This window comes from Acinetobacter sp. A22, assembly GCF_030913345.1.
GTDB classification, from domain to species: domain Bacteria; phylum Pseudomonadota; class Gammaproteobacteria; order Pseudomonadales; family Moraxellaceae; genus Acinetobacter; species Acinetobacter junii.
The window spans coordinates 3,242,938-3,269,348 of the sequence record NZ_CP133162.1; the positions used below are offsets into that span (position 1 = coordinate 3,242,938).

Here is a 26,411-nt window from a genome sequence, read left to right on the forward strand (position 1 = left end):
TTCATGCTTTTTTTATTTGCAATTGAACGGTGAGGTGTTAATCTTAAAAATTGAATAATCCGCATAGTTTTGCGCTGTTAAAAATAAATCCAAGAAAACGCCTTGAGGGATGTCATGCGTTATTTAATATTCTCATTATGTTGTGTAGGGATTTTGGCGGGCTGTCAAAGCCATAAAGCAGTTGAAGAAAATCCAGTCGTCTTAACAGCAACTTTACCTCCTGTCGATACAGATAAGAAACCAGGTTTATTTGATCAATATCATGTGGGTGGTTTTACTGTTGGTGGATGGGTAAACCAAAAATTAGGTCAATATTACGCTCCTATCAAGCCACAAAATGAGCAAGCCGCGGTAGTCTATTTATATCGCCCAGACACTCGCTGGAATCGCCAAGAAATTGCTGCTGCTAATCTATTTATCAATGGTCATCGCATTCCAAGTCTATTACATAATCATTATTATTGGTTGGAATTACCAGCTGGAACTTATCGCTTAAGTGTAAGTCGTCCTCTAGCAGGCCTACATTTTCAAAAACCGAAATATTTAGATTTTACAGTTGATGCAGCCCAAACTTATTTCATTAAATATGACGAAGAGAATAAGTTACCAAGAAGTGAACCAACAGGTCCATTTATGTCAATACCAGAGAAAGTGGCACGTCAAGAAATTGCATTTACTCGATTAAAATCATCTAGTTATAATTTTGTTGCGCAAGATGCCTCAGGTAAAGTTCGTTCTAAGCCTCAGGAGTTAAAACCTGCTAAATATGATCAAAAGTCAGAGGTTCACTTGGTTAAACCATTTAAACTTTGGAATCCTTTAACTTGGTAATTGATTGTATTAATGAGCAATTTCTATTCCTGTTGAATTAGTGGTTGAATGATAGATAGAAATTGCTCTTTCAATTGAATGCTTTGTTCGGGATCGCTTAGCGTTTTTTGACTTAGAGTATTCATATATTGAAATACATTTGTACTAATCTGTAAGTTTTTCTGATTGATTGACTTACCTTCAGGGGTTTTTAAAAACTTTAAATAAGCCTGAATTTCTTCTTCACTGAGTGTGTCTTTATAAATTTTTTCAATCGCTTGAATTGTCTCAGGTCGAGCAAATAATTTTGAACTGGTCTCTTTTAATAATTGGCTGAGTTCTAATACTGCTAAGAGTTCTTGATTGGTTGTTAATTTTTCTTTATTTAAAATACCTAAAATAATCCTTTCAGCTTCTAAGTCTAAAGCAGGTTGCATTTCTTCAAAGGAGTTATTCAGTACTTTTTCTAAGTCACTGGCTTTAATTAATTCTTGAACAGATTTAGTTTGCGCAGGAGTAGCTGATACATCCTGTGAAGTACAAATAGCAAGGCATAGCAATAGATAATGGAATGGATTTATGTTCATATTTGCCTCGTTATTGTTATTCATTTTTATAATTTAACAGAAGCTTTAAATAAAAAAATAGCCGAATGCAGTGATTCGGCTATTTTTTTGATGAGCGGATTATTGTGCCGCAGCATCTACAACTGGAATTTTACCAATTTTTGCTTGCCAGATTTTTGGAGCAGTTGCGTGGATAGACGTACCATTCACATCAACGGCAACAGAAACAGGCATATCTTCAACCACAAATTTGTAGATTGCTTCCATACCTAGGTCAGCAAATGCAACAACTTCAGCTTCACGTACAGCTTTAGAAACGAGGTAAGCAGCGCCACCCACAGCCATTAAGTAAGTTGCTTTATTGTCTTTGATTGCTTCAACAGCCGCTGGACCACGATCCGCTTTACCGATCATGCCGAACAAGCCAGTTGCTTCTAAGACTTGACGTGTAAATTTATCCATACGCGTTGCAGTTGTAGGACCAGCAGGACCAACGACTTCATCACGAACAGGATCAACAGGACCAACGTAGTAAATGAATTTACCTTTTAAGTCGACTGGAAGTTCTTCACCATTATTTAACATGTCGACCATGCGCTTATGTGCAGCATCACGACCTGTATAAATTGTACCGTTAAGAAGTAAAGTATCGCCTGGTTTCCAAGAGTTCATTTCTTCTTGTGTAATGGTATCAAGATTCACACGTTTTGATTGAGATGAATCCCAAGTTACAGCAGGGTAGTCTTCAAGTTTAGGTGCTTGGATATGTGCTACACCTGTACCATCTAACTGGAAGTGTGCGTGGCGTGTGGCAGCACAGTTCGGAATCATACCCACTGGTTTACCCGCAGCGTGACATGGGTAATCCTTGATTTTAATATCAAGAACAGTCGTCAAACCACCAAGACCTTGAGCACCAATACCCAGTGCATTTACTTTTTCGAAGATCTCGATACGGAGTTCTTCCATCTTGCTTTGTGGACCACGACGAAGTAATTCGTCCATGTTGATTTCTTCCATGAGTGCTTCTTTTGCAAGCATCATGGCTTTTTCTGCAGTACCACCGATACCAATACCGAGCATACCTGGTGGGCACCAGCCTGCACCCATCGTTGGTACAGTTTTAAGTACCCAATCTACGATTGAATCAGATGGGTTTAGCATCGCAAGTTTAGATTTATTTTCTGAACCGCCACCTTTAGCCGCAACGGTAATATCAACTTTATTACCAGGTACGAGTTTGTAGTGGATGACAGCAGGTGTATTGTCTTTGGTGTTTTTACGACCAAAAGCTGGATCAGCAAGCACTGAAGCACGAAGTACGTTTGAGTTTTCTAAGTAACCTTGGCGTACACCTTCGTTCACTGCATCGTCTAAGCTCATGGTTAAATCAAATTTAACATCTAAGCCGACTTCAAGGAAAACGTTGACGATCCCTGTATCTTGACAGATTGGTCGATGACCTTCAGCACACATACGTGAGTTGATGAGGATTTGAGCAATTGCATCTTTTGCAGCTTTGTTTTCTTCACGATCATAAGCACGGCTCATCGCTTGGATGAAGTCTTGTGGGTGATAGTAAGAAATAAACTGGAGGGCATCCTTGATTGATGTAATCAAGTCATCTTGTTTGATGATCGTTGTCATATCAAAATTCTCTTGAGCGGGCGATAAGCTGGCGGGCTAAATTATATGACAAAAAGCTTGGATTGTGGGAGTTTTAAACGACTTTTGGCTAAAGGTCTATATGCAAAAGTAGATTTTTAAATATGTGAAACTTCAAAGATTAGCTTAGGTTTTTTCGCAGCAGTGAAGGTGCGTATCCAAAATGTTTTTTAAAACGATGGCTAAAATGACTGCTCGAGCTAAAGCCATATCGCATTGAAATTTCAGTTAAATTTAATTTGGTTGCGTGTAGAGCTTGATGGGCTAACTCAAGTCGACGTTGCATCACGTATTGGTGTGGTGGCATTTTCATGGATTGTTTGAACATATGCGCAAAATGATATTCACTTAATTGCGCTTGTTCAGCTAAATCCGTGAGCGTCAAACTTAAATGCAAATGTTGATCAATCCATTGTAAAACTTGTTTGAGCACATATGGTGAAAGCCCACCTTTTACGACAGGTGCTTGCCACTGTGCATGACTATAATTCTTGATGAGATGATTAAGCAATAGCGTAGTTGCTGTACTCATCTGTAAATGATTTTCGCGGTTTTCCCATTCAGCATTCAGTAAAAAATGCCGATAGATCATTGAGATTTGAGGATCAGCGACGAAGATGTGTGGATTTAAAATAATTTGGCTAGGTTCTTTATCCCATACTTGTTCTGCTACACGTTTTAGATGTTGTTCTGTGTAGTAAAGATGAACAAAAGTTAGTGGATCACGCAAGTCCCATGTTGACTCATAATCTTGGGGCATGAGGCACATACGGTCAGGCCCACCGCCATTGTGCCAACCTTGAGGTGTCTTTTGATAACTCTGATAACCACCATGAATATACATACTTAAAGTATGGTGATTGCTACAGACATTGACGCGATCTTGATTATTTTCCCACATGGCCAATTGCATAGCTGAACCCAATTCAACTGAGTCAAGCAATTGAGCTTTATGTTGCTGTAATTGATCAAGAATTTGATATTTCATCTTCTATACAAAGTGTTAAGTATGATTGTTTTAAGTGTAGGACGTTCAGCCTTAGTTGTCATCTGAATATAACGAACATTAAAAAACGCAAGTAAATGACAATCATCACAAGAAAATGAAAGAAATGAAATGCTGCAAAGATACAAACTTTTCAATGTGGTATTAAGTTTGGTTAAAAAGCTATGAATGTATTGTTATATGCTTTGGTTGTGGTGATCTGGGGGACGACATGGATTGCAATTACACTGCAACAGCAAAGTGAAATATCGACCACAGTTGCGGTGTTTTGGCGTTTTTTTATTTCAGCAATCGTCTTGTTTGCTTTTGTTGTGATGAGTCGCAAGTTGCAAAAACTGGCAACTCACGATCATTTATTTTGCTTGTTGCAGGCATGCTGTATTTTTGGATTTAACTTTGTCTGTTTCTATTATGCAGTGCAATACATTAGTAGTGGCTTGGAAGCGGTGATCTTTTCGATGGCTGTGATTTTCAACACGATCAACGCCAAACTATTTTTTGCTCAGCAAATATCGTCCCGTTTTTATCCTGCTGCATTATTTGGTCTGTTTGGGATCATCGCTTTGTTTTGGCACGATGTCATGGGTACAACCTTGAATAGCAATACGTTGATGGGTATTGGATTGTGTATTTTAGGAACTTATGGTTTTTCTCTGGGCAATATGATTAGTACGCGCCATCAAAAACATGGATTGGATATTTTTACGACTAATGCCTATGCAATGTTGTATGGTTCTTTGCTAATGGCTTTAATTTCATGGTTTAAGCATGACAACTTTTTTCCGAGCATGTCAGGGAGTTCGGTTAGCGCATTACTCTATTTAGCGATTTTTGGTTCAGTGATTGGCTTTACGGCTTACTTTTATTTGGTTGGTCGAATTGGAGCGGGGAAAGCTGCATATAGCACCTTGTTATTTCCTTTGGTGGCGTTGGTTATATCGACTATATGGGAAGGTTATCACTGGCAGTTAAATGCTGTGATTGGTGTGATTCTCATTTTATGTGGTAATGCAATTTTCTTTATCAAAGTGCCACGATTCAGAGCAATTAAAACTTCATAACCAAGAACATAAAAAAGCCATCAACTTTGATCAAGTGATGGCTTTTTCTTTATTGCAAAGAGATCAGACTAGTCTTGTTGCTTTGCCTGAATTGCTGTTAGGGCAATGGTAAACACAATATCATCCACCAAAGCGCCACGAGATAGGTCATTTACGGGCTTGTTTAAGCCTTGTAGCATCGGGCCGACACTTACAACATTGGCAGCACGTTGCACTGCTTTGTAGGTCGTATTACCTGTATTGAGGTCAGGGAAGATAAATACGTTGGCGCGACCAGCTACTTGTGAGTCAGGAGCTTTTTGGCGTCCGACACTTTCAACGGACGCTGCATCGTATTGTAAAGGACCATCAATCAATAAGTCAGGGCGGCGTTGTTTTGCAATTTTAGTCGCTTCTGCAACTTTTTCCACATCCGCACCAGTCCCCGAAGTTCCTGTTGAATAACTGATCATTGCAATCCGAGGGTCGAGACCAAAAGCTTTTGCAGAATCAGCCGATTGAATCGCAATCTCTGCAAGCTGTTCAGCATTTGGATCAGGATTAATTGCACAGTCACCGTATACATAGACTTCATCAGGTAATAGCATGAAAAAGATTGATGAAACCAGTGAGTAATTTGGTGCAGTTTTTATTAATTGAAATGCTGGACGTACAGTATTGGCCGTTGTATGAATGGCACCTGAAACTAAACCATCAACCTGATCAAGTGCTAGCATCATCGTACCGAGAACCACAGTGTCTTGCAGTTGAGCTTTAGCTTGTAGTGCATCAAGCTTACCTTTACGCAATTCAACCATCGGTTCAATATATTGGTCACGAATGCTGTCTGGGTCAATAATTTCTAAATCACTTGGTAGTTGAATGCCACGTGCTTTTGCAACCTCAGCAACTGATTCTGGTTTTGCAAGCAAGATACAGTGCGCGATTCCGCGAGATTGGCAAATTGCAGCAGCTTGAACAGTACGTGGCTCATCACCTTCGGGTAGAACGATACGCTTTTTGGCTGCAATCGATTTTTGTACCAACTCATAGCGGAATGCGGAAGGGGATAATCGCGGATGTAGATTATTCTGAGTGTGTTGATCAAGCCAGTTATTATCAATATGACTAGAAACAAAGCGAGTTACTTGTTCAGCACGCTCAGTATCATCGACTGGGATTTCATTACCAAAATGGTGTAAGCGCTGAGCTGTTTCTAGCGTATCTAAAGGTGTGTGTAAAATAGGTAAACCTTGTTTTATGGCACCTTGGCAGAACTCTAGAACGTTATTCGCTGGGGCTGATTGTTCTGTTAAAACTAATCCAGCTAAAGGAATCCCGTTGCTAGTTGCGACACTGGCTGCAAGTAAAGTGTCAGTTCGCTGTGCTGCACTGATGATCAGCTCACCAGCAACGAATTTTTGTAATTCGGCTTCGATATCTGAAGCAATCAAGCTGGTATGGAGAATTCGACGTTGCTTTGCTTCACCCTCGTGTAACCAAGTCCCATTAACCACAGATGCAATATCTAAACTGCGTGGAACACTCAGAATGTTGCTAAAAGGGACTAAACCAATAATCGGTAAGTCATCTGTGCCCATAAAACGATTATAACGTTGCAGTTCTTTTGAGAATTCTGCAATTTTTTCATCTAAACGTAAGCTTGGGTCGAGTGTAACAGGAATCTCAGCCGTGCCTTCAGGAAGTCCTTTGGTGCGCATAAAGAGCACACCTGTAGTACGTGCTGATGCAGCACCACCAAATTGACGTAGATGTGCATCAACTTTTTCAGCTGTTTTACGTGGGTCTGCAAGATCAGCTGTACTGACTAATACGACTTGTGCATCTAGTGCTTGTGCAAGTGCGGCATTGATTTCACTAGCAAAATGATCCTGACCATTTGGGACAAGTCCTTCAACAATAATGACATCATGATTTGCAGCGATTTGACGATGTAAGGCAACTGCTTCTTCGAGTAGTTCGTCAGTTTCACCTAAAGCAATCAGTTGAGTTAACTTTTCATAAATAATCGGTTCAACTGACTTATGTTGAAAAAGGTGACTATACAGCGTAGTAGTACGGTCAATAGTGGTATCTGCAATTTGTGAAAAAGGTTTTAGAAACCCTGCGTTAATCCCTTTGCAATCCAATGCGTAAATCATACCTAAGCATGCTGATGTTAAACCAACACCTTCACCTGTAGGGATCAATAAAATTGTATTCATAATGACCTTAATTTTTGTCTAACTGTTTTGTGGTTTAAGCAGTCTGTTCAATGACTTGACGTGTTTCTTTGGCAATACGCCCTTCTTCATCGGTTGGAACAACCCAAATTTGAGGACCTGTTCCAGCATCAATTCGTCCTTCAGTACCACGTGCTAGGGTATTGTTGTTATCTTGACTAAACTGTAAGCCGAAGTGTGGTAAATATCCCAACGTTTTTTCACGTACGTAAGCTGAGTTTTCACCGATCCCACCCGTAAATACTAAACCATCCAAACGTGGTAGACCGCAACTTAAAGCTGACAGAGATTTTGCTAAGCGATAACAGAACACTTCGATTGCTAGAGTCGCACCTTCATGACCATTTTCAGAAGCTTCCACAAGGGTACGCATATCATTGGATAAGCCTGATAAACCAAGTAAACCACTTTCTTTGTTTAGCATGGTGTCGATCTTTTGAATATCCCACCCTAAGTTACTAGCTAAAAATAAATGTAAGCTTGGATCAACATCACCACTACGTGTACCCATAACTACACCTTCTAAAGGTGTCATACCCATAGAGGTGTCAAGGCTTTGACCATTCCAAACTGCACAAGTAGAACTACCATTACCTAGGTGAGCGCTGAGCCAGCCGCCTTGATTTTTGGCACCTGCAAGTTCGCTGGCACGTTCAGTGACATAGGCATGGCTAGTTCCATGGAAGCCATAACGACGTACTTGATGTTCAGTATATAAATTTTGTGGCAATGCATAACGATATGCACGTTCAGGCATCGTTTGGTGGAATGCAGTATCGAAAACAGCAACTTGTGGTAATTCTGGGAATAAGCGCATGGTTGCTTCGATTCCTATCAAATGTGCAGGATTGTGTAGAGGTGCAAGTGGTGTGGCAGCTTCAATACGCTTCACGATTTCAGGTGTTAAAAGTTCGGCTTTCGTTAGATTTCCACCATGAACCACACGATGTCCAATTGCTTGAGGATTATAATTTGCTAAACGAGCTAATAACGTTTCCAACGCTTTGGCATGGTCTGCATGTGGAATTGATAATTCAAGCGGTTCTCCACCGACCGTTACCCCCTTAATACGCGCATCAGCAGAGCCTAAGTTTTCTGCCAAGCCATAAATACGATCTTCACGACGTTCTGAAACAAGCGCATATTTGATCGACGATGAACCACAGTTAATTACAAGTACAGATTTAGCCACGTTTGAACACCTAACTGATTTTAAATTTTATGACGAACACTTTGATCTTGCTGCAACGCATGGGGCAGTGGAATCAAGCGCAATGTTTTAACATGGGTTGTAACTTAGGCGAAGATAGACTTTAGCCTATACAACTGATTTATAATTGAATCTGATCAGTATAGTCTGTAAATTAAAATGTTCTTTTAATTGATTTGTTTGTTTTAAGCGTATCTTTTGTATAAAAACACGATAAAGATCAAAATGATGCTTTATCGTGTTTGTCCGTTCTATTCTAGGATTATCTTATTGACGAATTTGACCATCACCAAATACAATCCATTTTTGTGACGTTAAGCCTTCTAAACCAACTGGACCACGTGCATGAATTTTATCGGTTGAAATACCAATTTCGGCACCGAGACCATACTCAAAACCATCTGCAAAACGAGTCGAAGCATTAATCATGACTGAGCTTGAGTCTACTCGTGCAAGGAACTCACGCGCTAAACTGAAATTTTCAGTGATGATGGCATCAGTGTGATGTGAACCATATTTATTAATGTGATCAATCGCCTCATCCATGCCACTGACAACTTTAATCGCCAAGATTGGCCCCAAGTATTCTGTGTACCAGTCTTCTTCAGTCGCCGTTTTTACTGAATCGCCAAGAATACGTTGAGTTTCAGGGCAACCGCGTAGTTCAACTTGTTTTTCTGCGTAAAGTTCAGCAATACTCGGTAAGAACTCTTCTGCGATCACTTCATCAACCAAAAGTGTTTCCATCGCATTACACACACCATAACGATGTGTTTTGGCATTTAATGCAATTGGTAACGCTTTTTGTAAATCTGCTTGAGCTTCAACAAATACATGGCAATTGCCATCTAAGTGCTTAATCACAGGAATGCGAGCTTCATTGCTAATTCGTTCGATGAGGCTTTTACCACCACGTGGCACAATCACATCAACAAACTCAGTCATTGTGATCAAATGACCAACTGCAGCACGATCAGATGTTTCAATAACTTGAACTGCATGTTCAGGTAACCCAGAAACCTGTAAACCATGTTGAATTGCTGTTGCAATCGCTTTATTGGATTCAAGTGCTTCAGAACCGCCACGTAAAATAATGGCATTTCCCGATTTTAAAGCTAATGATGCTGCTTCAAGTGTTACGTTTGGACGTGATTCATAAATCATTCCAATTACACCGAGCGGTACACGCATTTTTCCGAGTTGAATCCCTGAGGGGCGATAAGCAAGATCTGTGATTTCACCAATAGGATCGACCAAAGCAATGACATCTTTTAATCCTTGTAACATCCCTTTAAAACGAGCAGGGGTTAATTCCAAGCGATCTAAAAGCGCATTATCTAATTGGCGTTGGCGCCCATTTTCCATATCAATTTGATTGGCTGCTAAAATTTGCGCTTGGTTATTTTCCAAAGCCGTGTAAATAGCAGACAGTGCATGATTTTTCAAATGAGTGGATGCACTAGTTAAAACTCGAGACGCACGACGTGCCTGAGTACCAACCTGTTGCATATAGTTTTCAATAGAATCTTGCATAGCATTTTAACGATTGCATGTATTTATAATGATAGTAACAGTCAAATGAAGAACAATGAATAGCCTGAACTCATAATTCAAGAAATTATAAATTGTTAATTAGCGCAATTTTTCTTATATAAATGAGATGCACATGTTAAATATAAAACTTTGGTAAAATATTTTGCAAAAGATTATTGCTTTAAACAGGACGAGTGGTGAAGGAAATGATTGCGTATAAAACGTGCATTTGTATAGAATGAAAAATGTAGAGGATAAATGTAATACAAATTTTATAAATTTGTTAATTTGCAAGTAGAAATCGCCAAAAATGAGACTCTTGCAGCAGAAAAATAAACAAGGATGGAGGAAGGATATGAATTCCATTATCCAAATGGACTCGGATTTAAATCATACCTATACAGGTTTTGGTTTTTTCGACATTTACAATAAAAACAGTTTTAAACAACCAGCGCGTACAACATGGATAGATGGTTGGAAAATTGAATATATGGCAATTGCAGATCCTAAAACGATCAACAATACGCCAATTGTAATTGTCGGGGGCGCATTTCAAAACTTTAACTCTTATAAGTATTGTGTTGAGCAACTCTTTGAAAGTGGGCCTGTTATTTTAATCGACTTACCGTCAATGGGTGCAAATCAGCAGATTCGCAATGTTGATACAGGTGAGTCCGCTGGAATTTTAGAATTACCAGATTTGTCTAAGATGCTCGGTCAATGGCTTGATATCGTCGGAATTGAGAAAGTTTCCGTGATGGGAATGTCATTGGGTTCGGTTGTCGCATCATCATTTGCCTATCAACGACCAGAATTGGTTGACCGTATGGTATTGATGGGTGTGATGCAAAAGACCCGTAAAAGCTGGCGTATGCTACTTGAGGAATCACTTCACCTCATGCGAGAAGATCGCATGGAGGAGTTTGGTCAAGCAGTGATTTTGTATCTTGTAAATCATGCCAAGCTTGATAAAACGCGGATGTCTCCGACAGCTAAGCGCTTGTTCTTTAGACAGATGGCAGATTTTACCGCGACAGAGCGTGAGCGTTATGAAATTAACTGCAATCGTTTGTTGCGTTTAAGTGATGTACCTGTACCTCAGTGTAAAACTTTGGTAGCTGCAGGACAGTACGATAGTTTTACTTTGCCTCACGAAAATGCTGATTTTGCGCTTCAGTGCGAGAACATGGAATTTGCTTTAATTGCGAATGCCGATCACGTACCTCAATTGCAGCGTCGCAAAGAAACCATGAATTTGTTTACGTCCTTTTTAAAGGGTGAATCCATCGATAACCTTGATGGAATTATCACTATGACACGTGATCAAATGAAAAAAATTGAGCGTCGTGGTGAAGAGCGTATTCCTGTACTCAATCCCCATTCTAAGTTATCACATCGCCATGATGTGACAGAAGCGCCAGTAGAAATTGTTGATATTACTTTCTTTGGTGTTTACTTAGAGTTGGAACAACTTGAGCAGTTAGAGTTTGTGAAGCAACATCCACGTGATCTTGCATTGCATTTATCTGATGAAGAGGGCGATTTTAAAATCGAATGCTTAATCTTTGATGCAACTGAGCAAGGATTACGTATTTTATTTAAACATGGTAATTTTGAAGTTGCAGATCGTTTGCTTCGATTTATTGAACGTCAGAAACAAGCTTGATTATTGTGAAAAAAAGTGGTCTATATGACCACTTTTTTATTTTAAGAATTTGATGCTTTAATCATCCATACAAGATCACCTAAATGTTGTTCTGAATTTTCCAACGTTACATTTTCAAAAAATTGTTTAGGCTGTTGTACGATAACTTGATGAAAACCTGCTTCGTGGAAAAAATGTTCAACTTCTTTTGGTGTTTTGAAATGAAAGCTAAAAGCGCTTCTGGACATCCATTTCAGTAATCTGCTGCTATTCCAAATAATTGTAGCTAGTTTATTTTGAGTGGGTTCGGGATAAAGATCAGTGAGATAATGTAATTGTTTAAAATCACGACCATAATTGGCAATAGCTTGAATGAGTTGTTGCAGCAATGGTTTTTCAAAATAGTTGATTAAACCTTCACTGATCACAACCAAGGGACGATGAGGATCAAAAACGGTAAATGCAGAAGCAAAGGCTTCGGTAAATAAATCAACAGAAAGTACATCATCTGCATCAGTTTCAATTTGTTGTAGTGCCGCTTGTTTTGTGGCTGCCATATCAGGCAAATCTAATTCACGATAACAAATGCTAGGGTGGTGCTGTCTAAACCACCATCCACGTGGTGATAATCCACACGCAATTTCAAGCACCTGAAGGTCTGGATACTTTTGAATAAGATCTTCTAAATGCTGATCAAGCATCGTATGGCGTTGTTTCAACGTTGTGCGCATACTGCCACCAACATATTTCTCAGCCCAGCTTTCGATTGGATGTACAAGCGCAGCCAGCGTTTTTCCTTTCGCTGTAGCAAAGACAGGATGAGAAATCCCCATTTGATACCAAATGTATCCCGTATAGTGCGCAGTAAATGATATGTGGCGATGTTTTGAAAGTTGTTGTGTCATCTGTCCTAGACTCAATTCTTAATTTTATTCTATTTCCATGCACAACCTATTTGCGCGAGGATGTTGACCCATTCAATCCTGAACAGGTCAATCAGATGATGAGTTAAATCATCTTTTATTTATCGCAAGTTAAAACGAATTCTTAAACTCTTCAATGACTTTTCTGACGTTGTTCCAATTTTCATCTAACACGAGTGTGGTACCCACTTCGATATTTGGAATTTTACCGCGCATACGTTCTAAACGTTGTTGATTTGGTAAAGCCAATGTTCCAATACCATCTAAGGCGATACATGCAGCTGCACGGTCATTACACACCAACCCCATGTCACAACCTGCATTTAATGCTGCTTGAATACGCGCATCTGCACCACCTGCAACACATGCGGCTTGCATGCTTAAGTCATCAGAAAATAGTACACCATCAAATTTTAGTTCTTGGCGTAAAATCTGTTGTAACCAAAATGGAGAAAAGCCTGCTGGATTTGGATCAACTTGATCATAAATCACATGTGCAGGCATAAGAGCATCTAATTGAGGCATAAGCTGAATAAAGCTTTGCATATCTTTGTCATAAATTTCTTGATATGAGCGGCTATCAATTGCAGCTGCAACATGCGAATCGGCTTTGACTGAGCCGTGACCAGGGAAGTGTTTGCCTGTAGTTGCCATGCCTGCTTTTTTCATACCACGCATAAAGGCTGCTGCAAGAGGTACGATATCTTGCATATTTTTAGCAAAACCACGATCACCAATCACATCACTAATGTCATTTAGATCCAGTACAGGTGCGAAACTAAAGTCAATACCTACAGCCAGTACTTCAGTTGCCATCAACCAACCACATTGTTCAGCCAAAGTAACGGCTTGTTCTGGCTGGTCTGAGTAACGTTCACCAAGTCTTCCCATTGCAGGAAGTAGAGTAAAACCTTGTCTTAAACGTTGAACACGTCCACCTTCTTGATCTACAGCAATCAAAATGTCAGGGCGAACTTGTCGCATATGATCGGTTAAAGCACGTACTTGTTGAGGTGATTCAATATTTCGAGCAAATAAAATCATTCCACCGACTTGCGGTGCTTGTAATAGTTCAATATCTTCTTGTGTAAGTTCTGTGCCAGCAATATCTAGCATCAATGCGCCGATCATATAGATTCCGTTTGAATTTTGATGTAAAAAACGATAGATAAATTGTGCAATGATTTGCTACATTTTGTCAGTACAGAATATGATAAAACTACATGATATTGATGATAAATACTTGTTGGTCATTTATTTAACACAGCCGATAAGTAGACACATTGGTTAAAAACGAATGAAATATGTTCATCTCGATTCGATCAGCGTGTAATAATTGCCATATCCAAGGAAGTACCAAAATTTTATGAAACTTCAAATGATAGCGTGTGCAGTTGCAATAGCGACTGGTGGATTATTTTTCTCTCATACTGTAAATGAGGCATTTGCAGCGACAGAGTCGCCAGTCGTTTCGACGGTAATTAAACCTTCACAAGAACAAGCATTAGTCGCACGCCAGTTAGCAACACTCGTTGATCGCCAACATTATTTAAATATGCGTTTAGATGCGGCAACATCTAATCGTATTTTGGATATGTATTTGGATAGTTTAGATCCAGATCATTCTTTATTTTTAAGCAGTGAAGTTGAAGACTATAAAAATAAATATGGCTCAAGTTTTGGTAGCGCTTTAAAAGCTGGGAACTTGACTGGACCATATGCCATTCATGCTCAATATCGTGAACGTTTAAAGCAGTTTTATGAGTACATGTTGGCAGAGTTGAAGAAGCCACAAAACTTAAATCAAAAAGATGTCTATCTTGAGATTGATCGTGAAAAAGCGCCGTATTTCAAAACATCGGCAGAGCAACAAAGTCATTGGCAGAAAATGCTAGTTTCACAGTTGATTAATTTGACGATCAGCAAAGAAGAAGAGCAAGCGAAGCAAAAGGCATTAAAGGCAAATCCTTCTCTTGCCAATGGTCAAGATTTGACGGGTCCAGAAGACCTCACGCCAGTTCAAACGCTCACTAAGCGTTATACACGTCAGTTAGAAAGAATAGGTCGTATAAAAAGTGATGATGTTTTAGATAAAACTCTAAATGCAATGTTGGCGACTTATGATCCACATAGCAATTACTATCCACCAATTGATGCAATGGAGCTGAATCGTCAAACAACTTTGCAGTTGGAGGGAATTGGTGTATCGATTCGTCCTGAACGTGGCAATGAAGATTACACCAAAATTGAAACCATCGTAGAAGGTGGACCAGCAAGTAAATCTGGTCAAGTCAAATCAGGCGATCGTATTATTGGCGTAGCTCAAGATGGCGAAAAAATGGTTGATGTCATTGGTTGGCCGAGTTCAGAGATTGTTGGTCTGATTCGTGGTAAACGTGGAACAAAAGTCGTTGTGCGCTTACTTGGTCCAGGCGCATCTATGAGTCAGGCTCGTAATGTTACTTTAGTGCGTGATGTCATCCAAGAAGAAGATGCAGGTGTTCGTTCACGTACCGTTGAAATCAATCGAGATGGCAAAAAGCATGTTTTTGGTGTCATAGAAATTCCATCATTCTATTTTGATTATCGTTCACGTCGTGCTGGTGCTGAATATCGCTCTGTGTCTGAAGATACTGCAAAAGCGTTTGAATCATTAAAAGCACAAAAAGTAGAAGGTGTGTTGGTCGATCTGCGTAATGATCCAGGTGGTTCTTTAGAAGAAGTTGCTCGTATGCTTGGACAAGTGATTAAATCTGGACCTGTGGTACAAATCAGAGATGGCAACGGTAATGTGAATGTCTTTGAAGATACCGATGGGGGCGAGCAAATTTATGCAGGACCTATGGCCGTTCTTGTTAACTTAGCATCTGCATCTGCAAGTGAAATTTACTCTGCAGCGATCCAAGATTATGAGCGCGGTATCATTATTGGTAGTACTACCACAGGTAAAGGTACAGCCCAAGTTCAACTAGATTCTTTGGCACATGGTCAGGCGACCTTAACACAGCGTAAATTTTATCGCGTTACAGGTGGAAGTACTCAAAATAAAGGCGTGATTCCTGATATTAAATTGGTCGATATTTATAACGATGAATTTGGTGAGCGTAAAGCTAAGAATGCCTTGAAATGGGATACCATTCCTACTGCGCCATTTAAACGTGAAGGTTCAGTTCAGCCGTATACAGTGAAGTTAACTCAGTTATCTCAGCAACGTGTAGCACTTGATCCGCAGTTTAAGTATTTAGAAGAGCGTAAAGCAATTTCACAAAAAACGGCTGATCAAAAGAAAGTAGTATTGGATATTGATCAACGTCGAGCTGAATTGATAGATCTTGAGAAGCAAACTTTAGATGCAGAAAACCAACGTCGTAAAGCGACTGGACAGGCTCCTTATGCAAATTGGGAAAGTTATCAAGCTTCAATTGATGCTTTGGTTGAGTCACGTGCAAAAATGAAAGCTCATCTTCGTCCATCGCTACCTGAGGAAGAAACTTTTATTACTGAAGCTGCAAATGTTTTATTGGATTATGCAAAATTGCAAGGTCGATAATATTTAAATGTCATAGAAAGAAGCCCTGATCATCAGGGCTTCTTTTGTATTACTCGGCAGCTTTATTATTTACCCGAATCCAGATCTGGCTGCGGCCCAATACTGATACTCCGACATAACCACGTAAATGTAAACGTTGTCCATTTGAGCTGAGTTTTGCTGTCAAGCTATAGATTCTTCCACTATTAGGGTCTAAAATCTTTCCACCTGTATAAGTACTCTCTTTTTTGTGCTTAAGTTTGGTAATGACATTTAATCCCAATATCGGCTTATTTGTATAAGGTGCTGGGCAACCAGTACATAATTCTTTCGGTGTGTAACCTGTACGAGGTGTGATTTTTATGATTTTGCCTGTGAAAGTACCATTTGCCTCTTGAGTAATTTCAATTTGTCCTTTGGGTGCCCCCGTAAGATCATCCACACTTTGCCAGATCCCCGTAATATCTTGAGCAAAAGCGAAATGGCTAAGACTAAATAAAATGAAAAATGTAATACCTTTTTTATACATGTTTGAGTCTCTCAGCCATGATTGTTGTTTAGCTATTATTTCGGATTACTAACAATAGATTCAATCATTATTTTACAATTGTTAATTATTTTAATATTTGAAATTTCAATGATTTTTTACTAGAAATAAAAAAGCCTCATGATGATTAAATGATCATTAATGAGGCTTTTTTAGTGCTGAACCGTAGTCTTAAATAAGTTGTAGTATGGGACTAGATGCTCGATATTCTTCAAGATTTAATCATTGCGGATCCAAATTTGATTACGACCAAGAGCAGAAACACCGAGGTATCCACGTAAGTGTAATCGTTTTCCATTTGAACTTAATTTCGCTTTCATACTGTAAATCTTGCCCGTATTTGGATCAAGAATACGACCATTGGTATAGTTCAAACCTTCACCATGCTTTAAACCTGTTACCACATCCATACCTAAAATAGGTTTGTTGGTATATGGCGCTGGACAATTTACACAAGTTTCCTTAGGTGTATATCCTGCACGAGGCGTAAGTTTGATGACTTTTCCTGAATATGTGCCATTCGCTTCTTCACGAATTTCAATCAATGCTTTAGGTGCGCCAGTTTTGTCATCTATACTTTGCCAAATTCCTGTAATGTCATTTGCAAATGAAAAACTGCTGAACACTGATAAAAATAATGCACCTATAAGTTGTTTGCCCATCATTAAAAATCCTTTTAACGTTTGATATTCTATTATGTAGGATTTGTGGCAACTAGTTCAATCTTTATGTGATATTTGCGGCAAATTTTAAGATAAAGACAAGATAAATGTAGGCAGCCAAATCGCTGTAAATACACCGTTTACAGCCATACCAAAAGCAGCATAGCGTCCAGTGACAGGACCACGTTGCCAAGCTTGTGCTGTACCAATCGCATGTGCAGCTAAACCTAAAGCCAAACCTGATGCACGCTCATCATGAATATGCTTCAGAATCCATGGAGAAAATGCAGCACCAATCACGCCAGATAAAATTACAATCAAGGTTACCATCATTAAAGGAGCATGCAGTAAGGTTGCAATATTTAATGCGATAGGCGTGGTAACTGCACGAGTTGCAAAAGCCAAGATTGTCGGTTCAGACATATGCAAAAGATATGCAAGTCCCATTGGTAAAGCGACCGCACTGATACTGGCAAAACATAAAATACCGAGCATAGACTTGAGGGGTAAATCGTCATAGCGCATAGCAGCCAATGGAATTGCTAATGCAACTGTGACATAACCTAGTAAATGATTAAAAACATCATTTACACTTTTCATGTATTGCTCGTAGGGGATTCCTAAGACAGCCAGAAAACCAATCACGATAAACATCGCAAAGACAATCAGTGGAATTTGTGGCATACGTTTATTCAGTGGTTTAGCGATCAGATAGCTAACTAACGTGATTATAAAGCCATAAATAATCATGAACATATTTAGAGACTCCTATAACCAGCGTTTTGCCATTTTTGCGTAAATCCACAATGGCAATAAAGTACTGAGAGTTAATACAAACAAAAACATTGGAATTTCTTTGCCCAAATGTACCAACATAATTAATGAACCAGCACAAATGGGAAGAAAGGCGAAAGCACTCTCTTTCATAATTTTGTTATTGGTATCAATGAGACGATTCGAGATTTTTCTGAAACGTCTCCATATTAATAATGTGATCAATAAACCTATAAGACCTACTAAATTACCTAATTCAGGATGGTGAAAGACTTTGGTAATTGCAACAGCACCTTCACGAAACACAATAATTAACAGGATCGTGCAAAACCAAGCTGTCCAATCTATATCTTTCATTTCTCTTAAACTCGTATCTATATTCTCAAGGTTGCTGTTAATGCGATATGGTGGTGTCATTTAGCTCGAACTCTTCCAATGGTCGTTGGAAAAGAGTCGCTTTTTGTCCCAGAATTTCATCGAATGGCAAATGAGCTTGTTTAATCAGCTGCTCAAGTTTATTAGGTGCCATACACACGGTTAATTGTAAATTACCTTGTTCATCATAATGTTCAGATTGAATAACATTTAGCGTGTATAGCTGAGTGCGTAGTTTACCGTAGGCAGGTTTAAGAACTAAATCGAAGTGTTGTAACTGTCCCATAAGGCATTGTTGAACAGCTTGACTCAATAATTCAAGTCCCTGTCCAGAATGAGCTGAGACATAAACTCGATCTGGAACATCGGGGGCTTTGTAGATGATTTTTGCTGCATCACCGCTGAGATCAATTTTATTATAGACATGCAAAATAGGGGCATCTGCTCCGATTTCTTTTAACACGCTTTCAACGGCTTCAATTTGTTCATCCATATTAGGACTACTGCTATCAATAACATGTAATAGCAATGTTGCTTCTAAAGTTTCTTCTAAGGTTGCTTTGAAAGATTCAACTAAGTCGTGTTGAAGATTGCGGACAAAACCAACTGTATCAGCTAAAACAACGGTACCGACACCATCCCATTCCAAACGTCTTAAAGTTGGGTCTAAGGTTGCAAATAATTGATCTGCTGCATAGACATCACTTTTTGCCAAGATGTTAAATAAAGTCGATTTTCCAGCATTGGTATAACCGACTAAAGAAATGGTCGGTATCGCCGCTTTCTGACGTGCTGCACGACCTTGTAATCGAGTTTGTTGTACTTTAACTAACTTGTCTTTGAGTTGAGTAATTCGAACACGAATCAGACGACGATCTGTTTCTAATTGTGATTCACCTGGACCTCGAAGACCAATACCACCTTTTTGTTGTTCTAAATTTCCAGTGAAACCGCGAATTAAGCGAGTGGATAAGTGTTTGAGTTGTGCAAGTTCAACTTGAAGTTTACCTTCATGTGTACGGGCACGTAAGGCGAAAATATCTAAAATAAGACCAGTGCGATCAATTACACGACATTTCAGGATGCGTTCCAAATTCCGTTCTTGAGCAGGAGAGAGTGAATGGTCAAAAATGACTAACTCAGCTTCTAATTCTTGTACCAACTCAGCAATTTCATCTACCTTACCGGAACCAATAAAGAATTTAGGATCTGGTTTATTTCTTTGCACAGAAATATGTTCAAGAATTTCTGCGCCTGCGGATTGTGCGAGCAATTGGAACTCTTCAGCATCAAGGTCATCGAGCATTTGAACAGAGATACTAACTAAAACTGCTCGCTCACCACTTTGTCGCTGTGTAATATTTTCCACGCTGTATCTTATCCTAGGTATTGAACTCCTATTCTAGAATAAACTTCAACGAAAGGGCAAAAAGTTAGACTATTTATATGAGATTGCGACGTAATAGCTCAATAAAACCAATCAGGGTGCCCATATATAGAATTGACCAACCTAGAAACATTTTAAGAGCGTATCTATAAGAAATTTTAACGTCTTCGTGGTGAGTGCTCATTTCGGGAGTCATAATCTTACCTTTTGATCAGTTATTTCGATTTACTTATGATAATCAATCTGTTTATTCATTTGAAATTGAAAAAAATTATCTCCACGTTCGCTTTTTGTCATCAATGAAACTTTTATCCAAAGATATTTGCGTGATATAACAAGTTAATAACATGCAGACTTGCATACGGTTTTAGTGATTTATGACTCAAGAAACAACAGCAGTTACTGGTACACCTTTAAATTTGTTATCAAAATTTAGTTTATACAGTAGAAAATTGGCTTCGGGCTTAGAAACGATTGGTGAAGGTTTTTATCTCATTTATCGTCACGGCTTATATAAAGATCCTAATAACCCTGTTAACACACGTTATGTACAGTATTTTTGTCGACGTTTATGCGAGGTTTTCAATATTGAAGTACAAGTTCATGGAACTATTCCTCGTGAGCCAGCGCTTTGGGTGAGCAATCATATCTCATGGTTAGATGTAGCGGTGCTTGGTTCAGGTGCTCGCATTTTCTTTTTGGCAAAAGCTGAAGTTGAGAAATGGCCAATTTTAGGCAATCTTGCAAAGGGCGGTGGAACACTTTTTATTAAACGTGGTTCAGGTGATTCTCTCCGAATTAAAGAACAGATCACTGAGTTTTTGAAAAAAGATATTCCTGTTCTTTTTTTCCCAGAAGCCACCACGACAGATGGTCGTAAAGTCAAAAAAGTTCATGGTCGATTATTGGGGGCAGCGATTGAAGCTCAGCGTCCTGTGCAGATTTGCGTGATTTGCTATGTCAACCAACAAGGTGAATTGGACATGATCGCACCTTTTATTGGTGAAATGTCTTTTGCAGAGCATGTACAAAGAGTTTTGGAAATGCCTCAAGTCACGGCTCACTTACTAACTTTACCTGCAATTCCTGTAACTGGACATACAGTCGATACACTAACCAAAGAAGTTGATCAAAAGATGAGAGAGGGACTTGCTGAGTTACATCGTAAGGTATTAAAAGTGATGCCTGACAGCGATGTTACATAAAACCTTCTATAGGTAACCATGACAGGAATTTTACACCAGCTTTCTGCCACCATTTCATTCGAGGCTCCTTGGTGTGATTAATCATGCCTTCATTAGTTTGACGTTGCCAATTAATTTTTTTGTTAGCATCTAACACTAATTTATATGCATACTTGCTTAAGTTTTGATCCATCGTGTTATGAACAGCTTGGGCTAGAGGTGGGCTATTTAATAAAACTCCGATTTCTGTATTGAGATAAGCTGAGCGTGGATCGAAATTAAAGGAGCCAATAAATACCTGTTTTTCATCTAAAGCCATCAGTTTGGCATGTAAACTTGAACGGCTTAAACCTTTCATATTGACCTTGGCTTTTTTTGCCAAATCATCGGTATGCTTATCCAAATCTTCTTTGTCTAAAGCTGGCACAAATTCATAAAGTTGAACGCCGTCTTCAAGCAATCTCTGACGATACTTACCATAAAAAGCGTGTACTACAGCGACATCATTGGCTTTAAAAGAGTTCGTTAGAACTCTAACCTTGACACCACTTTGCGCTAAGTCGCCTAATGTCTTCGCACCCTTTTTTTCTGGAACGAAATAAGCAGAGATCAAGTCGATATTTTTTTCAGGTTTTTCTAGGTGATTGATCAGCTGAAAGTTTAAATGTTCATGCTTTTTTGCTTTTGATTTCACTTTGTCGGGAGAGTCTTTTACTACTTCAGCTTTAACCCAGTCTAATGCAATCTCGCGATTCATTAGTGACGTGATCGCGGTGGATTCGCTGGTTAAATCAAGATAATTCTGCACTGTTGATTTTTTATAGTGATCATCTAATTGTTGCTTTAAGCTTTCGTAGCTTAAGCGATGTGATTTGGGATTGACGATTTCTCTAACATCATAAGCATATTCATGATTCCAGTAATCATCAAAAGATTGGGAAATATCATTGACTGCCGTACCGAAAAGCATCACATCAACATCAGAGAACTGATAACTATCACTAACATTGTAGTACTGATTTGTCATATTTCGACCACCGATCAGGGCAACTTGATGGTCTGTAATAAAGCTCTTATTGTGCATCCGACGGTTAATACGTTTTAAGTCAAAAATCATATCTAAGGCACGATATTTGCGAAAACGATATGGATTAAATAATTTAACTTGAATATTAGGATGCTGTGCTAAGGCGAGGAAAATCCCTTCAGTTTGTTTGGCATTATTATCATCAATCAATAAGCGTACTTTGACGCCGCGATCCGCTGCTCGAATCAGTGCATGTAAGGCGAGTGCACCGACTTTGTCATTATCCCAAATATAATATTGAAGATCTAAAGTTTTTTCAGCTTTATCAATTAAACTTAGACGAGCTGCCAAAGCTTCTAAAGGTTCAAAAAGAACATGATACCCAGTCAAATTTGGGTTTTGCTGCTGTAAAGGCTCGATGATTTGAGCTAAAGTGGTTTCTGAAGTGTCAATAGGTTCTACTGCAACTGAAGCTGTAGGCAATGTTTTATGTTCAGGTAAGGTGCTACAGCCACTAACACCGATCGCAATACTGCAATAAATCGCAAGCATAGTTTTATTGTAAGTAGTTGTACTTATATGTGTATGCTGACTATTTATCTGAGAAAATTGCGTCATAATTATTACTGATTAAATGTTGTGCTTGAGTATAGCATTTCATCAAAAAAGATAAATATAAGCATGCTGTCCTTGGGTGAGGTTGATGAAGTCTGTAATGTATAGTTCAGATACAGTTATTATTATTTTCTATGCTATTTTTGCACTTCTAGCACTTTGGGGATTGATTCAAGCTTGGATTCATCAATCTCGGACTGAAACCATACATCCTTTTAAAGCGTTTATTCATTTATTAGCGTTTTATTTATCCTATTTGTTAATTCCACTATGGTTTTTTAGCTTATATGCAGGTTGGTCTGACTATTATAGTTTGCACCAAAGTACTTTCGTATTTTTATTGAGTAGTTTGTTAATTTACGCTCGATTTATTGAACCTCATATTGTTCAAGTGAAGCATCATCAATATCGTTTACATCCAGACCGAGAGTTTACTAGACCAATAAAATTGGCAGTGGTTGCCGATATGCATGTTGGATTATTTTCAGGACATGAACGCCAATTAAAAACCATCGTCAAAAAACTGAATCAGCAACAACCAGACCTTGTTGTCGTTGCAGGTGATTGGACTTATGAGCCTGAAAATAGATTGGTTCAAGAGTTAGCAATTTTGCGTGAAATCCATGCGCCAGTTTATTCAGTACCTGGTAATCATGATGAGCAATATCCTGGACCACCGATTCAAGCGTTGTTGAAACAAGCATTAGAACACAATGATGTTATAGATATAGAGGGGAAGATTGTTGAGTTTGACGAGTTTCGATTGATCGGTGTTGGAGATCTTTGGGCTGGTAAAGCGAACATGCGATACATGCCTGAATTACCACAGGATAAACCATGGCTAATACTGTCTCATAACCCTGATACCGTAGATATGGTTCCAGAATTGCCTACAAGACCTTTGATGGTTTCTGGGCATACTCATGGTGGGCAAATTGAGTTGCCGTGGATTACTAATTATATTATGAAGCGAGTCTCGATTTTAGGGCATAAAAAGGGATTTTATACCCACGAACATGCTGATGTATTTGTGACCGTAGGTACAGGTATGGTTGGTGTACCATTTCGATTCCGAGTTCCACCGACAATAGATATCATTGAGCTAAAATAAAAAAGCCAACATTACAGTTGGCTTTTCTCAGTAAGTTTTAATTTAAGGAATAATAATAATCGCTACACGACGATTACTAGCTCGATTTTCATCTGATGTGTTAGGTACGAAAGGTTGATTTGAACCACGACCAATCACATTTAAATTTGTTTGTTTAAAGCCTTCTTTCAAGAAAATGCCTGCAACACTTTGAGCTCGCTCTTCAGAAAGCTTCTGATTGTATTCAGGGTTTCCAATATCATCTGTATGACCCACGATTTTGAGTTTTTGTAGATCATACTTGTTAAGTTGTTTGGCCAAGCGAATAATTTCTTTGCCATTCTCAGGTTTAATATCTGATTTATTAAAATCAAAAAGTAATCGTTCAGGTAATCCTAAGCTCCAGCCTTCTTCTGTCAGCACAAAGCCTTCTTTTTTTAACATTTTGACCTGACGATACTTCAATGGACCAAAACTCAAGCAGCCAGCCAATGTTAGGCAGAGTAACGTTAATGGTTTGAGCGCGCATAACATGTCCTAAATTTCTGGTTTATATAAAAACCAATGAGGGATTAAATTTTTAGCTTTATACATCGCTTGATCAGCTTGCATTACCAAATCTTCTGGATTTTCTGCATACTGGGAGAAAGCGATACCTAAGCTAAAACCAAAGTGAATAATTTCACCGTTAAAATCTAAAGGCTCCTTACAACTCGCGAGTAAACCTTCAGCAATCGCTTCGAGATGATCAGCGTGATGAATTGAATGCAAAATAATTGCAAACTCATCACCACCTAAGCGAGCAATAAAATCTTCTTGCCTGACAGATTGTTTTAAACGTAGAGCCATTTCTCTTAAAACGGCATCACCTACTAAGTGCCCATAACGATCATTGATCACTTTAAACTTATTGTTATCAATAAAAATTAAAGCAGAATTTTCTCTATAACTTGGATTTTCAAAGATATTCAATAATTCTTCATAGAAAAAATGACGATTAGGCAGTGTCGTAAGTTGATCATGATGAGCTTTGAAGGACAACTGCCTGTTTTCTTTTTGTAGGTTCGTATTCCAAATTTGAATTTCCTCTAATAGCTCATTAAATACATTATTCAAATTTTGGAATTCTTTAATGTGATTACTAGGGTCTGTTGAGAATTACCGAGAGTTAATTACACTCGCGCACAATTGAATCATGGCTTCAAAACTCGTATCTGTTTTACAACTACGCATCGCTATACGTTTAAATTCTTTTAACTTACAGAAATAGTTTTCAATGAGATGACGCCATTTATACATAGTCGTATCAAATGCTCTCATTACTTTTCGATTAGATTTGGGTGGGATCACCACTTTCACTTTACGTTCATTGAGTTCTTGGATGAGCCAATCTGCATCAAATGCTTTATCAGCTAGTAATGCTTGAAAATCAACATCTTCAATTAAAGGTTTGGTTTCTACTAAATCGTGATATTGACCAGGCATTAATCGAAACTTAATGAGGTTGCCTAGACTATCCACTAAGGCAAGAATTTTACAGGTCATTCCACCTCGAGATTTACCTATAGACTGTTTGAAAGTCCCCCTTTTGCACCTTGCCCATGTCGATGAACTTTAACAATCGTTCCATCAATCATGGCGTATTCCAAATCAACATCTTCATTTACAGATGCAAAAATAGTTTCAAATACACCAGCTTTAACCCAGTCACGGTATCTTTTAAAGACGGTATTCCATTTACCAAAATGAGCAGGTAGATCACGCCATGGACTGCCTGTACGGGCAATCCATAGGACTGCTTCTAAAAATAATCGATTATCTTTTCCACTACGACCTCGATCGGTCACTTTACCTAGGCAAAAAGGTTCCATTTTTGCCCATTGGGCATCAGTAAGTATGTATCTATCCATAGTACTATTATAAATTAATCAGTAGTCTTTGTTAATTCTCAACAAGCCCTAGGAAATCTTAAGTTATAAGCTTTTTGATCACTGACTAGCTGAGCAATATGAGTAAGTGGTTTAATTGCTTGCATAATTTGACGATAAGTTAAATTGACTGACCAAAGTAATGCAATCACGATAAAAAACATTGAAATGGCTAAACCAATAATAATCGTCTTTAAAAAGTGAACAATATTTTCTGAGCTACCATAAAGAACCAATTCTCCGACCTTCTTTTGGTGGTGGAAAATCATCAGTTTAATTGGATCATGCAGGAACCATTCATCCAACATTTTTTGTAAAAAAGACGTACTGGCTATTTTTTTTGTACTTTCTGCTAACAATTGTTGTTGTGGATCATAAACATGAATACTACGTATGGCGTGTTCGGTTGTGTAATCCTTTAAAATTTGATCAATTGCCCCTTTATCCTTAAACACGACTGCTGGTTGAATCCGCTCAATAACCGTTTGGCTTAACAACTGCAGATTTTGTTTGGCGTAGGTTTCCATTGTAAACATAGAAATCGTAGCGAAAGTACATGAGCAAATCACAAAAGTAATAGCAAAAATAGTAAATTGAGATTTACGGAATAATGCATGTAATGAAGTAGATTGATATAAATTTGAAATCACTT

At 38.6% G+C, this 26,411-nt stretch carries 22 protein-coding genes and 2 pseudogenes; 6 read left to right on the forward strand and 18 right to left on the reverse strand.

All coding sequences use genetic code 11. From position 1 onward, the window contains the following. Positions 1-114 precede the first annotated feature (114 nt). On the forward strand, positions 115-831 hold the full coding sequence (locus Q9Q86_RS15870) for a DUF2846 domain-containing protein (RefSeq protein WP_112987310.1): 717 nt from the start codon (positions 115-117) through the stop codon (positions 829-831). Between the two features lie 23 nt (positions 832-854). Here the strand turns inward: Q9Q86_RS15870 and Q9Q86_RS15875 are convergent, their stop codons facing one another. The 3 genes from Q9Q86_RS15875 to Q9Q86_RS15885 all read right to left on the reverse strand — a co-directional run bounded on the left by Q9Q86_RS15875 (position 855) and on the right by Q9Q86_RS15885 (position 4,029). Further along, on the reverse strand, positions 855-1,397 hold the full coding sequence (locus Q9Q86_RS15875; RefSeq protein WP_039908525.1) for a DUF2059 domain-containing protein: 543 nt from the start codon (positions 1,395-1,397) through the stop codon (positions 855-857). A 99-nt stretch (positions 1,398-1,496) separates the two neighbouring features. Continuing rightward, positions 1,497-3,023 carry a fumarate hydratase gene (locus Q9Q86_RS15880; RefSeq protein ID WP_004909213.1) on the reverse strand — a complete coding sequence of 509 codons (1,527 nt, stop codon included), beginning with the start codon at positions 3,021-3,023 and terminating at the stop codon, positions 1,497-1,499. 139 nt (positions 3,024-3,162) lie between these two features. Then, complete coding sequence (locus Q9Q86_RS15885) at positions 3,163-4,029, reverse strand: helix-turn-helix transcriptional regulator (protein ID WP_112987311.1); 867 nt, start codon at positions 4,027-4,029, stop codon at positions 3,163-3,165. Between the two features lie 182 nt (positions 4,030-4,211). Here Q9Q86_RS15885 and Q9Q86_RS15890 point away from each other — a divergent pair, with 182 nt between their 5' ends. After that, positions 4,212-5,108 (forward strand): DMT family transporter, encoded by an 897-nt coding sequence (locus Q9Q86_RS15890; RefSeq protein ID WP_112987312.1) that lies wholly within the window; start codon positions 4,212-4,214, stop codon positions 5,106-5,108. Between the two features lie 68 nt (positions 5,109-5,176). On the opposite strand, the gene pta is transcribed toward Q9Q86_RS15890, so the two are convergent. From pta to Q9Q86_RS15905, 3 genes are all read right to left on the reverse strand, one after another. Further along, complete coding sequence (gene pta / locus Q9Q86_RS15895; RefSeq protein ID WP_112987313.1) at positions 5,177-7,312, reverse strand: phosphate acetyltransferase; 2,136 nt, start codon at positions 7,310-7,312, stop codon at positions 5,177-5,179. A 34-nt stretch (positions 7,313-7,346) separates the two neighbouring features. Beyond that, positions 7,347-8,522, reverse strand: coding sequence for an acetate/propionate family kinase (locus Q9Q86_RS15900; protein WP_004909205.1), 1,176 nt, complete (start codon positions 8,520-8,522; stop codon positions 7,347-7,349). 285 nt (positions 8,523-8,807) lie between these two features. After that, entirely contained in the window at positions 8,808-10,073 is a 1,266-nt protein-coding gene (locus Q9Q86_RS15905) for a glutamate-5-semialdehyde dehydrogenase (protein WP_039048171.1), read from the reverse strand. Positions 10,074-10,428: 355 nt separating this feature from the next. On the opposite strand from Q9Q86_RS15905, the gene Q9Q86_RS15910 reads away from it, so the two are divergent. Continuing rightward, positions 10,429-11,739: an alpha/beta fold hydrolase gene (locus Q9Q86_RS15910; protein WP_112987314.1), complete on the forward strand. Its 1,311-nt coding sequence runs from the start codon at positions 10,429-10,431 to the stop codon at positions 11,737-11,739. Positions 11,740-11,780: 41 nt separating this feature from the next. Here Q9Q86_RS15910 and Q9Q86_RS15915 read toward each other — a convergent pair whose 3' ends face one another. Both Q9Q86_RS15915 and nagZ read right to left on the reverse strand, forming a co-directional pair. Continuing rightward, positions 11,781-12,623: a class I SAM-dependent methyltransferase gene (locus Q9Q86_RS15915; RefSeq protein ID WP_039048170.1), complete on the reverse strand. Its 843-nt coding sequence runs from the start codon at positions 12,621-12,623 to the stop codon at positions 11,781-11,783. Positions 12,624-12,752: 129 nt separating this feature from the next. After that, positions 12,753-13,772 (reverse strand): beta-N-acetylhexosaminidase, encoded by a 1,020-nt coding sequence (nagZ, locus tag Q9Q86_RS15920; protein ID WP_112987315.1) that lies wholly within the window; start codon positions 13,770-13,772, stop codon positions 12,753-12,755. Between the two features lie 235 nt (positions 13,773-14,007). Between nagZ and Q9Q86_RS15925 the strand changes: the two genes are divergently transcribed. Further along, entirely contained in the window at positions 14,008-16,191 is a 2,184-nt protein-coding gene (locus tag Q9Q86_RS15925) for a carboxy terminal-processing peptidase (RefSeq protein ID WP_005403215.1), read from the forward strand. 49 nt (positions 16,192-16,240) lie between these two features. On the opposite strand, the gene Q9Q86_RS15930 is transcribed toward Q9Q86_RS15925, so the two are convergent. From Q9Q86_RS15930 to hflX, 5 genes are all read right to left on the reverse strand, one after another. Further along, positions 16,241-16,699 carry a DUF2147 domain-containing protein gene (locus Q9Q86_RS15930; RefSeq protein WP_112987316.1) on the reverse strand — a complete coding sequence of 153 codons (459 nt, stop codon included), beginning with the start codon at positions 16,697-16,699 and terminating at the stop codon, positions 16,241-16,243. A gap of 236 nt (positions 16,700-16,935) precedes the next feature. Next, positions 16,936-17,379, reverse strand: coding sequence for a DUF2147 domain-containing protein (locus Q9Q86_RS15935; protein WP_112987324.1), 444 nt, complete (start codon positions 17,377-17,379; stop codon positions 16,936-16,938). Positions 17,380-17,466: 87 nt separating this feature from the next. Further along, entirely contained in the window at positions 17,467-18,135 is a 669-nt protein-coding gene (locus tag Q9Q86_RS15940; protein WP_004909187.1) for an LrgB family protein, read from the reverse strand. 12 nt (positions 18,136-18,147) lie between these two features. After that, positions 18,148-18,510, reverse strand: a complete 363-nt coding sequence (locus Q9Q86_RS15945) for a hypothetical protein (RefSeq protein WP_112987325.1) — start codon at positions 18,508-18,510, stop codon at positions 18,148-18,150. Between the two features lie 37 nt (positions 18,511-18,547). Further along, entirely contained in the window at positions 18,548-19,897 is a 1,350-nt protein-coding gene (gene hflX / locus Q9Q86_RS15950) for a ribosome rescue GTPase HflX (RefSeq protein WP_112987317.1), read from the reverse strand. Positions 19,898-20,292: 395 nt separating this feature from the next. Here hflX and Q9Q86_RS15955 point away from each other — a divergent pair, with 395 nt between their 5' ends. Continuing rightward, the gene (locus tag Q9Q86_RS15955; RefSeq protein WP_112987318.1) at positions 20,293-21,120 is read left to right on the forward strand and encodes a 1-acyl-sn-glycerol-3-phosphate acyltransferase; all 828 of its coding nucleotides are present in this window, start codon (positions 20,293-20,295) and stop codon (positions 21,118-21,120) included. Here Q9Q86_RS15955 and Q9Q86_RS15960 read toward each other — a convergent pair. Further along, positions 21,113-22,678, reverse strand: a complete 1,566-nt coding sequence (locus Q9Q86_RS15960; protein ID WP_227540274.1) for a phospholipase D family protein — start codon at positions 22,676-22,678, stop codon at positions 21,113-21,115. The two genes, Q9Q86_RS15955 and Q9Q86_RS15960, sit on opposite strands and share 8 nt — an antisense overlap. A gap of 163 nt (positions 22,679-22,841) precedes the next feature. Between Q9Q86_RS15960 and Q9Q86_RS15965 the strand changes: the two genes are divergently transcribed. After that, on the forward strand, positions 22,842-23,852 hold the full coding sequence (locus tag Q9Q86_RS15965; RefSeq protein ID WP_112987319.1) for a metallophosphoesterase: 1,011 nt from the start codon (positions 22,842-22,844) through the stop codon (positions 23,850-23,852). A 42-nt stretch (positions 23,853-23,894) separates the two neighbouring features. Here the strand turns inward: Q9Q86_RS15965 and Q9Q86_RS15970 are convergent, their stop codons facing one another. From Q9Q86_RS15970 to Q9Q86_RS15985, 4 genes and pseudogenes are all read right to left on the reverse strand, one after another. Further along, the gene (locus Q9Q86_RS15970) at positions 23,895-24,365 is read right to left on the reverse strand and encodes an OmpA family protein (protein ID WP_112987320.1); all 471 of its coding nucleotides are present in this window, start codon (positions 24,363-24,365) and stop codon (positions 23,895-23,897) included. A gap of 3 nt (positions 24,366-24,368) precedes the next feature. Further along, positions 24,369-24,977 (reverse strand): annotated as a pseudogene (locus tag Q9Q86_RS15975) (diguanylate cyclase domain-containing protein); the annotation flags it as partial. A gap of 12 nt (positions 24,978-24,989) precedes the next feature. Then, positions 24,990-25,741, reverse strand: a protein-coding gene (locus Q9Q86_RS15980) for an IS5 family transposase (RefSeq protein WP_112987637.1) whose coding sequence is annotated in 2 segments (ribosomal slippage) — positions 24,990-25,405 and positions 25,405-25,741 — 753 coding nt in all. Because the reading frame shifts where the segments join, the coding sequence is not laid out codon by codon here. 50 nt (positions 25,742-25,791) lie between these two features. Further along, positions 25,792-26,409 (reverse strand): annotated as a pseudogene (locus tag Q9Q86_RS15985) (CHASE sensor domain-containing protein); the annotation flags it as partial. Positions 26,410-26,411 lie beyond the last annotated feature (2 nt).